The following is a 10,549-nucleotide window of genomic DNA, read 5'->3' on the forward strand; positions in this document are numbered from 1 at the left end:
CGCGGACGGTGGCAGGGGGGCTGCCAGCCCCCCTGACCCCCCGGAAGGCCGGCACCCGGACATGACCGTCCTGCCCTAGCGCTTGCGTTCCCACTTGCCCGATTCTTCGGACCAGTATTCCGCCTCGACGCCCGCGGCGGTCAGCTCGCGCCATTGTGCGCGGGCGCGTTCCAGCGCCTGCGCGTCGCCCCCGTCGAACAGGATGCAGGTCCGCTGCACGGCCTGTGCGCGATCGGGCGCAACTGGGGCACCGTCCAGCGCCATCAGGCAGGACGGGTCGTTGGCGGCGGGCTGATCGGGCAGGGTCAGCAGGATCGGCTGTCGCGCGTCATGGGGTCCGCCGGACAGGCCGTGCGGCAGGAAGCCGTCGCCCTGCCACAGCTGCTGGTCCAGCCGGTCCAGGCGATCCGGGTCGGGGGCCGACAGTTCGACCCGCCAACCCGCGGACAGCGCCTTGGTCAACAGGACCGGCAGCAGCGCCTCGGCCGGGGACCGGGTCAGGTGATAGAACAGCGCCTTGCCCATGTCAGCGCAGCACCCCGGCGATGGCGGCGCGCCCGCCGGCAAGGGGTGCCGTCGCCCCGGACGCCGACGATCGCGGGCGTCCGGGGCGTGCGCAGGCGGTGCACGAGACGTGCACCGCAGACGTCGCGGGGCTCACGCGTCCTCGAAGCCGTCGCGCACCAGGCGATCCAGCGTCATCACGCCCCAGCCCGACGCGCCCTTGGGCGCCAGGTCGGTGCCACCCGGCGGCAGGGCCACGCCCGCGATGTCGATATGCGCCCAGGGCTGGCCCTCCTTGACGAAGCGCTGCAGGAACTGCGCCGCGGTGATCGAACCCGCCGCGCGCCCGCCCGAGTTCTTCATGTCCGCCAGGCGGCAGTTGATCAGCCCGTCATAGGCCGCGCCCAGGGGCAGGCGCCATGCGCCCTCTCCCTCCGCCTTGGCGGCCGACAGGATCTGGCCCGCCAGCATGTCGTCGTTCGAGAAGACGCCCGCATTGTCATGGCCAAGCGCGATGATGACCGCACCGGTCAGGGTCGCCAGGTCGATCATGGCACGGGGGCGATAGGTTTCCTGCGCGTACCAGAGGACGTCGGCCAGCACCAGGCGGCCCTCGGCGTCGGTGTTCACGACCTCGATCGTGTCGCCCTTCATCGACTTCAGGATGTCGCCGGGACGATAGGCGCGCCCGTCGGGCATGTTCTCGACCAGGCCGACCAGGCCCACGACATTGGCCTTGGCGCGGCGCAGCGCCAGGGCGCGCATGGTGCCCGCGACGACGCCCGCGCCGCCCATGTCCATGGTCATCTCCTCCATGCCGGCGCCCGGCTTGATCGAGATGCCGCCGGTGTCGAAGACGACGCCCTTGCCGACCAGCGCCAGCGGCGCCTCGTCGCCGCCGCCGTTCCAGCGCATCACCACGACCTTGGAGGGCGATTCGCTGCCCTGGCCCACGGCCAGCAGGGCGCGCATGCCCAGCTTGGCCAGCTGGTCCTCGTCCAGGACCTCGACGTCCAGGCCGATCTCCTGCATGGCCAGCAGGCGGTCGGCGAAATCGGTGGTGGTCAGGACGTTGGCGGGTTCGTTGACCAGGTCGCGGGTGAAGAACACGCCCTCGGCCACCGCGGCGGCGTCCTGGGCGGATTTCGCCAATGCCTCGGGGTCCTTGACCATCACGGTGACGCGGGCCTTGTCGCCGATGGGCGCATCGGCGCTGTCGGGGGCCTCGGTCGCCTGCGCGTCGCCCAGGACGGCGTCGTCCTGTCCGGCCTGCTGTTCCGGGATCAGCCCTTCGGCCTGGGCCGGGGCGGCGTCCGGCGTCGCGGGCTTGGTCTTGTAGACCGAGAAATCATAGCCGCGCAGCGCCAGCCCGAAGGCGATCTGTCCGGCCTGCTTGTGGCTGCCCGCCAGAACCAGCGTGTGCCCGGTGCCCAGCTTGGCGCCCAGGGCGGCCCCGGCGCGGCGTGCCTCGGCCTGGGTGGCGGAATTGGGCAGCATGACCAGGATCAGCGCGTCGGCGGCCATGCCCGCGGGAAAGGCCAGCTCCAGCGCCTGCCCGGACTTGAGCGCGCGCCCCGCCTTGGAGGCCAGGGCCCGGGTCGCCGCATCGCGGATCACGCGGGGCAGCTTGCCCGGCAGCTTGGACGCGTCGGTCATGATCAGGGCCACGCGGCCCTTGTGATCGGCCAGCTTGTCCAGCGCGACCTCGGTGAAGTTGATTTCGACAGGTTGGGTCATTGCAAAACGGTCCTCACGTCTGGTTGCGCCGACCCTAGACCCCCGCCCGGCCCTTTTCCAGAGCCGCCCTTGCCGCTAAGCAGGACGGAACGTCACGCCAAGGACCATCCATGCCGCGCATCGACCGATACATCCTGGGACAGCTGCTGACGCTGTTCGGGTTCTTTGCTCTGGTGCTGGTCTCCGTCTACTGGATCAACCGGGCGGTCAGCCTGTTCGACGATCTGCTGAACGACGGCCAGACCGCCCTTGTGGTTCTGGAGTTCACGGCGCTGACGCTGCCGCTGGTCATCTCGGTCGTGCTGCCGGTGGCGGCATTCGCGGCGACCGCCTATGGCACCAACCGCCTGGCCGGCGAATCCGAACTGGTCGCGATGCAGTCGGCGGGCCTGGGGCCGTGGCGGCTGGCGCGGCCGGTGCTGATCTTTGGCGTCTTCGTCGGCGTGATGGTGGCGGTGCTGGTTCACGGGCTGGTGCCCATGGCCCGCGCCCGCCTGGCCGACCGCAGCGCCGAGATTGCCGAAAACGTGACCGCGCAGTTCCTGCGCCCCGGCAGCTTCCAGTACCCGGCGCGCGGGGTCACGCTGTTCATCCGCGACGTGGCGGGCGACGGTCGCCTGCTGGACCTGTTCATCGAGGATTCGCGCGATCCCGCCGACCAGGTCACCTATACCGCGCAGGAGGCGCTGGTCGTCCGGAACGATACCGGCCCGGTCCTGATCCTGCTGGAGGGCATGGCGCAGAACCTGCGCCCCGGCCCCGACGGCCCGGTCCTGTCGGTGACCCGTTTCGACGAGTTCAGCTATGACGTGGGGGCGATGTTCGCGGGCGGCGGCAGCCGGGGCCGCGACCTGCGCGATTTCGGCACGCTGGCGCTGCTGCAGGCCGACCCGGCCGTCCTGGAGGCCACCGGCGCGACCGCCGCCGACGCGCAGCGCGAGGCGCATGAGCGGCTGGCCCAGCCGCTGCTGTCGCCGATCGCCGCGATGCTGGGCTTTGCCACGCTGCTGATCGGCGGGGTCTCGCGGTTCGGGGTGTGGCGGCAGGTGGGCTGGGCCACCCTGTCGCTGATCGCGGTGCAGTTCCTGACCAACGCGGCTGCGAACCAGGTTGGCCGCGATGCTGCGCTGTGGCCACTCCTGTATCTGCCCGCCGTCCTGGGCGCGGGGCTGTGCCTGTCCTTCCTGTGGCTGGCCGCCCGGCCGCGCGGACCACGCGAGGTCGCCCGATGATCCTGGCCCTTTACGTCGCGCGCCGCTTCCTGCGCGCCTTCATGATGATCGCGGGGGTGTTCCTGCTGATCCTGTTCCTGATCGACATGATCGAGATCATCCGCCGCTTTTCGGGCCGCGACATCGGCCTGGGCGGGGCGGCGCGGCTGGCCGGGCTGAACATCGCCGGCAGTTTCTATTCCATCCTGCCGCTGATGACGGTGCTGGCCGGGATCACGCTGTTCCTGGGCCTGGCCCGCAGTTCGGAAATGGTGGCGATCCGCGCATCGGGCCGGTCCGCGCTGCGCGTGGTGCGCGCCCCGGTGGCCACCGCGATCGTGCTGGGGGCGCTGACCGTTGGCCTGCTGAACCCGCTGGTCGCCGCCACCGGCTCGCTTTACGACGACGCCGTGGCCGAGATCGACCGCGCCGGCAGCCAGACCGTCAGCCTGGGCGACAGCGCCGTATGGTTGCGGCAGGCCGTCCAGCAGGGCGGGGAGGAGGCCGGCCAGATCGTGATCCGCGCCAGCCGCGCCAGCCCCGATGCCGTGACCCTGTATGACGCCAGCTTCCTGGTCTTCGGCGCCGAGGCCGGTCCGATCCGCCGCATCGAGGCCCGAGAGGCGCGGCTGACCCCCGGGGCCTGGGACCTGCGCGATGTCAGCGACTTTCCCCTGGATCAGCCCAATCCGCAGGCGGCCGTGACCCGCAGCGCCGCGATGACACTGGCGTCGGACCTGACCGCCCAGCGCATCCGCGAGGGGTTCGGTCGTCCCGAATCGGTGCCGGTCTGGCAGCTGCCGCAGTTCATCGCCGGGCTGGAACGCGCGGGCTTTTCCGCCGCCCGGCACAAGGTCTGGTTCCAGACCGAACTGGCACGCCCGTTCCTGATGGCCGCGATGGTGCTGATCGCCGCGGCCTTCACCATGCAGCATGTGCGGGGCCGCAACACCGGCGGTGCCGTGCTGATGGCGTTCGGCGCGGGGATCGCGCTGTTCTTTCTGCGCAACCTGGCGCAAGTTCTGGGGGATAACGGGCAGATCCCGCCCGCGATGGCGGCCTGGACGCCGCCCCTGGTCGGCGCGATGCTGGCCCTGGGGCTGATCCTGAGACGGGAGGACGGATGAGCGCGCGCATGGTAAGCCGGGGCCTGCTGCGGGCGGGGGTGGCGCTGATCGCGCTGTCCGGTCCGCTGGCCGCCCAGTCGATGTTCGATGCCGATGACGGCATGGGCGTGCAGCCGCTGACGGGCATGCCGGGCAGCATGTCCGCCGACAGCGGCGTGACGGCCCTGGCGCCCGAATCGGTGGCCCTGGGCAGCGCGCCCGTGGCCGACCGCACCCCCTCGCCCCAGAACCCGATGGTGGTGGGACCCGATGCCGACGTGACCCTGCCCGGCGGCGGGCCGCGCGATCCGCAGTCCGGGGCCGCCACGCTGCTGGCCGACCGGATCGACGTCGCGGGCGACCAGACCCTGACCGCGTCCGGCGGCGTCGTGGTCTGGCACCAGGGCGCCCGGCTGGTCGCCGATCGGATCGTCGTCGACGGCGACAGCGGCGATCTGACCATCGAGGGGCCGATCCACCTGTCCCGCCCCGGCGCCGCCGACCCCGAGACCGACGCCATCCTGATCGCCGACAGCGCCCAGCTGGACAGCGAACTGCAGGACGGCATCGTCCTGGGCGCGCGGCTGGTGCTGGCTCGCGAACTGCAGCTGGCCTCGACCCGGCTGGAGCGGCGCGAGGACGGACGGATCAGCCAGCTGGACAATGTCGTGGCCTCCAGCTGCCAGATCTGCGCGACCGATCCGACGCCCCTGTGGGAGATCCGCGCCCGCAGCATCATCCACGACGCCGACACGCGGCTGATCACCTTCGACCGCCCGCAGCTGCGCGCCTTCGGTGTGCCGCTGGCCTATGTGCCCTTCCGTGTGACCGCGCCCGACCCGTCGGTGGAACGCCGCTCGGGCTTTCTGCGCCCCGAGATCCGCACGACATCGGGCCTGGGGTTCGGGGTCAAGCTGCCGTATTTCCAGACCCTGGGCGACAGCACCGACCTGACCGTCACCCCCTATGTCAGCGAAAGCCGCACCCGCACGCTGGAGCTGCGCTATCGCCAGGCCTTCACCACCGGGGCCACGGAATGGAACGGCGCGATCAGCCGCGACGACCTGCGCCCGGGCGAGACGCGCGGCTATCTGTTCGGCGCAGCCCAGTTCCTGCTGCCGCGCGACTATCGCCTGGCCCTGCAGGTCCAGCATGCCAGCGACCGCGCCTATCTGCTGGATTACGGCGTCACCGATGCCGACCGCCTGTGGAGCGGCGTCAGCGTCGAACGCGTGCGCCGCGACAAACTGTTCTGGGGCCGCGTCGGCAACTATGAGACCCTGCGCGAGGACGAGGACAACGCGACCTCTCCGGCGCAGGTGGCCGACGCCATCTGGATGCGCCGCCTGACGCCACGCCTGATCGGCGGCGAGGCGCTGCTGGAATGGTCGGCCCATGCCCATCGCCGCCCGTCGGACAGCGACCTGGTCGGTCGCGACGTGGCGCGCGCGTCCGTGGGCCTGGACTGGCGGCGCAACCAGATCCTGCCCGGCGGGATCGTCGCGGCCGCCCTGGCCGGGCTGGACGCGGATCTGTACCGCATCGCGCAGGACGACCAGTTCGACGACGTCGTGACCCGCGTCGATCCGCAGGTCGGGGTCGAACTGCGCTGGCCCCTGGCCGGCGGCACGGGCGGCGCCACCCATATCGTCGAGCCGGTGGTCCAGGTCATCTATTCGCCGCGCGGCCGCGACCAGGACATCCCGAACGAGGACAGCCGCCTGATCGAGTTCGACGAGGGCAACCTGTTCTCCGACAACCGCTTTCCGGGCTGGGACGTGCGCGAGACCGGGCTGCGCGCCAATATCGGCGCCACCTGGACGCGGATCGATCCGACCGGCTGGTCGATCGGGGTGACCGGGGGGCGCGTGCTGCGCGCACGCGATGCCGACAACTTTGCCGCCGACAGCCCCCTGGGCGGGCGCAGCTCGGATTGGCTGCTGGCCGCGAACTTCGACAATGGCGGCGGGCTGGCCGTGGCCAACCGCGCGCTGTTCGACGATTCGGCGCGCATCTCGCGCAATGAACTGCGGGTGGGCTGGCTGCGCCCGGACCTGAACCTGTCGGCCGGCTATATCTGGATCGACCGCGACGAGGACGAGGGCCGCGTCGTCAACGCCAGCGAACTGGCCGCCAATGTCGGATGGCAGATCGCGGACGGCTGGTGGGGCGAGGCCGAGACGCGGTATGATTTCGCCGCCGACCGGGCACAGCGCGCGGCCTTGCGCGTGGCCTATCGCAACGAATGCATCACGCTGGAAAGCGGCCTGTCGCGGCGCTTCAGCAGCAGCGACCTGCTGCGCGCGGAAACCAGCTTCGACCTGTCGGTCCGCCTTGGCGGGTTCGGCGCACAAGAAGACGGCCCCGGCACGGTGGCGCGCCGCAACTGCATGCGCTAACCTGCGGGCCAAGGACCAGATGAGGGCAGACATGCGGCAATTTCTTTCGGGTATCGCCCTGGCGGCGATGATCGCCACGGGCGCCGTGGCGCCGGCGGCGGCGCAGAACCTGTTCGCGCCCGTCGTCTATGTGAACGACAGCGCCGTCACCCGCTATGAGGTCGATCAGCGGATGCGGTTCATGCAGGTGATCGGCGCCCCCGACGCCAGTGCCGCCGCCGCCGAACGGGCGCTGGTCGACGACCGCCTGCGCATCCAGGCCGCCCGCCAGATCGGCGTCGAGATCACCCCCGAGGGGCTGCAGGCCGGGCTGGAGGAATTCGCAGGCCGCGCGGGTCTGGACGCGGCGGGCTTCATTGCCCAGCTGGAACGCGCCGGCATCGAGGAAGGCGTGTTCCGCGATTTCGTCGAGGCGGGCACCGTCTGGCGCGACGTCGTGCGCGCCCGCCTGCTGCCCCGCGTCAACGTCACCGACGCCGAGGTCGACCAGGAGCTGCAGCGCGTGATCGAGACGCCGATCATCGACCGCGTCCTGCTGTCGGAGCTGATCATCCCCGCCCCTCCGGGACAGGAGGCGCAGGCCCTGCAGCTGGCCGAACGCATCGCCGCCTCGCGCCCGACCGAGGCCCAGTTCGCCGAAGCCGCGCGGCAGTATTCGGCGACCCCCTCGGCCGAGGCGGGCGGGCGGCTGGAACTGCTGGCGCTGGACAACCTTCCGCCCAGCCTGCGTCCGATCATCGCCGGCCTGCAGCCCGGCCAGACCACGCCGCCCCTACCGGTCGAAGGCGCGGTGGTCCTGTTCTTCCTGCGCGACGCCCAAGGCACGCTGCGCCCGGGCGCGCGGGAACAGGTGCTGGACTACATGACCCTGCGGCTGGCCTCGGTCACCGATGCGGCCAGCTTGGCCGCGCGGGCCACCAGCTGCGACGACCTTTACGTCCAGGCAGGCCCCGAGGCCGCCGCCCAGATCCAGCGCCAGACCGTGTCCCAGGGCGCGATCCCGCAGATGATCGGCGCGCGCCTGGCCTCATTGGACGCGAACGAGGCCGGGGTGGTCCCGTCGGGCGCGGGGGCCGATCTGGTGATGCTGTGCTCGCGCCAGCCCGCGCTGGCCGCCCAGGCCCAGGTGGCCACCACCGCCCTGCCCGATGACGGGGTCGAGGCCGCGATCCCCCAGCCCGAAGTCCAGGGCATCCCCTCGCGCGAGGCCGTCCGCGACCGGCTGTTCAACGCCAAGATCAACACCGCCGCCGAAGGGCTGCTGGCCGATCTGCGGGCCGACGCGATCATCCGGCGGCCCTGATGGCGCGCATCCTGCTGACCTGCGGCGAACCCGCGGGCATCGGCCCCGAACTGGCGCCGCTGGCGCTGGCCGCGGGCGTGGACCTGGTCTGGATGGGCGATCCGCGCCACCTGCCTCCGACTGCCGCCTGGACCCCGGTCGCGGACCCCGACGATGCCGTTCCGCCCGGCCACCTGCCGGTGCTGCGCCATGACTTCGCAGGCCCCGCCACGCCCGGCCGCCCCGACCCTGCCCATGCGGCCGATGTCGTCGCGGTCATCGCCCGCGCCGTCGATCTGGCGATGGCGGGCCGCGTGGCCGCGATCTGCACCGCCCCCATCAGCAAGGAGGCCCTGATCCGCGGCGCGGGCTTCGCTTTCCCGGGCCATACCGAATTCCTGGCGCAACTGGCGGGCGACGTGCCGGTGGCGATGATGCTGGCCTCGACCACGGTGACGCCACCCTGCCGTGTGGTGCCCGCGACGATCCACATCCCCCTGGCCGACGTGCCCACAGCCCTGACCGAACAGGCACTGGAACAGGCGATCCGCCTGACCCATGCCGCGATGATCCGCGATTTCGGCCTGACCACCCCGCGCATCGCGGTTGCGGGGCTGAACCCCCATGCGGGCGAAAGCGGCATGATGGGCACCCAGGACCGCGACATGATCGCCCCCCTGATCGCACGTCTGCGCGATCAGGGCATGCACGTCACCGGCCCCCATCCGGCGGACACGCTGTTCCACGCCCCCGCGCGGGCGCGCTATGACGCGGCCGTCGCCTGCTATCACGACCAGGGCCTGATCCCCATCAAGACGCTGGATTTCGACGGCGGGGTGAACGTGACGCTCGGCCTGCCGTTCATCCGCACCTCGCCCGATCACGGCACCGCCTTCGACATCGCGGGCAAGGGGCTGGCCGATCCTTCCTCGACCATCGCCGCGCTGCGTCTGGCGCGCTCCATGGCGGACAGCCGGGCATGAGGTTTCTCCTTTGCCCAAATACCCATTGGCGCGCCCCCGCCCCCAGGACCTCGCGATGATCGACAACCTGCCCCCCCTGCGCGAGGTGATCGCGACCCATGACCTGCGCGCGAAAAAGCAGCTGGGCCAGAACTTCCTCCTGGACCTGAACCTGACGCACAAGATCGCGCGGCAGGCGGGCGACCTGACCGGATGCGACGTCCTCGAGGTCGGTCCCGGCCCCGGCGGTCTGACCCGCGGCCTGCTGGCCTGCGGCGCGCGACACGTGCTGGCCATCGAAAAGGACCCCCGCGCCCTGCCTGCGTTGGAACAGATCGCCGACGCCTACCCCGGCCGCCTGACGGTCATCACCGGCGACGCGCTGCAGATCGACCCGCTGGCACACCTGACACCGCCGATCCGCGTGGCCGCGAACCTGCCCTACAACGTGGGAACCGAACTGCTGATCCGCTGGCTGACGCCCCGGGACTGGCCACCCTTCTGGCAATCGCTGACGCTGATGTTCCAGCGCGAGGTGGCCGAACGCATCGTGGCCCGCCCCGGCTCCAAGGCCTATGGCCGGTTGGCGCTGCTGGCGCAGTGGCGGGCGGACGCGCAGATCGTGATGTCCCTGCCGCCCGAGGCCTTCGTGCCCGCGCCCAAGGTCCATTCCGCGGTCGTCCACCTGACCGCCCTGCCCCAGCCGCGCTTCCCCGCCGATGCGGCGATCCTGTCACAGATCACGGGGGCCGGGTTCAACCAGCGCCGCAAGATGCTGCGCGCCAGCCTGAAAGGCCTGCACCCCCAGATCGAGGCGCTGCTGGACAGCGTCGGCATCCCCCCCACCGCCCGCGCCGAGGAAATCGAGCTGGAACGCTTCTGCGCCCTGGCTCGCGCGCTTCAGGCGGCCCGGCAGGGCTGATCCCGCGCCATTGGCCCCGCATCGACGGCGGACGCCCAAAATGACGCCCTTCATGGGATCTTTACGACAAAGGGCGCGCCGATCTGGCGCGCCCTCTCCCATTCCTCCGATGATCCGCCCGGATCAGTCTTGATCGCCCTCGGGGCGGACAGGAGCCGGACGCTCGGCCTCGGCCACGGGCTTGCGGCGGCTGCGGGTCGGCGCGGGCGTCCCGTCCTCGGACACGGCACGCGGCGCGCGGGGACGAGAGACGCGGGTCCGTGCGGGCTTGGCCGGGGCTTCCGCCTCGGGCGTGCGGACGGCGGCGCCGCCGTCGTCCTCAGTGGCAGGCATCACCTCGGGCAGGCTGGGCTGCTGCAGGAACTGCGGTGCGTTCTCCTCGGACAGGTCGGGACGCGGGTCCTGACGCGGCTCGACGCGCGCGTC

8 protein-coding genes and 1 pseudogene are annotated in these 10,549 nt (G+C 71.5%); 6 read left to right on the plus strand and 3 right to left on the minus strand.

Annotated features, from left to right (window positions below; translation table 11 throughout):
- Positions 1–75 precede the first annotated feature (75 nt).
- Together TW83_RS15010 and TW83_RS15015 are read right to left on the minus strand one after the other, a co-directional pair.
- Complete coding sequence (locus tag TW83_RS15010) at positions 76–525, minus strand: DNA polymerase III subunit chi (RefSeq protein ID WP_045983585.1); 450 nt, start codon at positions 523–525, stop codon at positions 76–78.
- A 132-nt stretch (positions 526–657) separates the two neighbouring features.
- Positions 658–2,241: a leucyl aminopeptidase gene (locus tag TW83_RS15015; protein WP_045983586.1), complete on the minus strand. Its 1,584-nt coding sequence runs from the start codon at positions 2,239–2,241 to the stop codon at positions 658–660.
- Positions 2,242–2,351: 110 nt separating this feature from the next.
- On the opposite strand from TW83_RS15015, the gene lptF reads away from it, so the two are divergent.
- Genes lptF through rsmA form a run of 6 tightly spaced genes read left to right on the plus strand, consistent with a single transcriptional unit; the run spans position 2,352 to position 10,123 of the window.
- Positions 2,352–3,473: an LPS export ABC transporter permease LptF gene (lptF, locus tag TW83_RS15020; RefSeq protein WP_045983587.1), complete on the plus strand. Its 1,122-nt coding sequence runs from the start codon at positions 2,352–2,354 to the stop codon at positions 3,471–3,473.
- Complete coding sequence (gene lptG / locus TW83_RS15025) at positions 3,470–4,579, plus strand: LPS export ABC transporter permease LptG (protein WP_045983588.1); 1,110 nt, start codon at positions 3,470–3,472, stop codon at positions 4,577–4,579. Before lptF ends, lptG begins: the two co-directional genes overlap by 4 nt.
- Positions 4,576–6,957, plus strand: a complete 2,382-nt coding sequence (gene lptD / locus TW83_RS15030; RefSeq protein WP_052714925.1) for an LPS assembly protein LptD — start codon at positions 4,576–4,578, stop codon at positions 6,955–6,957. Before lptG ends, lptD begins: the two co-directional genes overlap by 4 nt.
- Positions 6,958–6,988: 31 nt before the next feature.
- Entirely contained in the window at positions 6,989–8,260 is a 1,272-nt protein-coding gene (locus TW83_RS15035) for a peptidylprolyl isomerase (RefSeq protein WP_045983589.1), read from the plus strand.
- Positions 8,257–9,222: a 4-hydroxythreonine-4-phosphate dehydrogenase PdxA gene (gene pdxA / locus TW83_RS15040; RefSeq protein WP_045983590.1), complete on the plus strand. Its 966-nt coding sequence runs from the start codon at positions 8,257–8,259 to the stop codon at positions 9,220–9,222. The genes TW83_RS15035 and pdxA overlap by 4 nt, the downstream gene beginning before the upstream one ends.
- 55 nt (positions 9,223–9,277) lie before the next feature.
- Complete coding sequence (gene rsmA / locus TW83_RS15045) at positions 9,278–10,123, plus strand: 16S rRNA (adenine(1518)-N(6)/adenine(1519)-N(6))-dimethyltransferase RsmA (protein WP_045983591.1); 846 nt, start codon at positions 9,278–9,280, stop codon at positions 10,121–10,123.
- A gap of 123 nt (positions 10,124–10,246) precedes the next feature.
- Here rsmA and TW83_RS21200 read toward each other — a convergent pair.
- A pseudogene (locus TW83_RS21200) lies at positions 10,247–10,549 on the minus strand (hypothetical protein); the annotation flags it as partial.

The organism is Paracoccus sp. S4493, assembly GCF_000967735.1.
GTDB classification, from domain to species: domain Bacteria; phylum Pseudomonadota; class Alphaproteobacteria; order Rhodobacterales; family Rhodobacteraceae; genus Paracoccus; species Paracoccus marcusii.

Bases quoted from the DNA above. Each gene is read 5' to 3' on its own strand.
- TW83_RS15010 (WP_045983585.1), bottom strand. From the start codon at position 525: ATGGGCAAGGCGCTGTTCTATCACCTGACCCGGTCCCCGGCCGAGGCG.
- TW83_RS15015 (WP_045983586.1), bottom strand. From the start codon at position 2,241: ATGACCCAACCTGTCGAAATCAACTTCACCGAGGTCGCGCTGGACAAG.
- lptF (WP_045983587.1), top strand. From the start codon at position 2,352: ATGCCGCGCATCGACCGATACATCCTGGGACAGCTGCTGACGCTGTTC.
- lptG (WP_045983588.1), top strand. From the start codon at position 3,470: ATGATCCTGGCCCTTTACGTCGCGCGCCGCTTCCTGCGCGCCTTCATG.
- lptD (WP_052714925.1), top strand. From the start codon at position 4,576: ATGAGCGCGCGCATGGTAAGCCGGGGCCTGCTGCGGGCGGGGGTGGCG.
- TW83_RS15035 (WP_045983589.1), top strand. From the start codon at position 6,989: ATGCGGCAATTTCTTTCGGGTATCGCCCTGGCGGCGATGATCGCCACG.
- rsmA (WP_045983591.1), top strand. From the start codon at position 9,278: ATGATCGACAACCTGCCCCCCCTGCGCGAGGTGATCGCGACCCATGAC.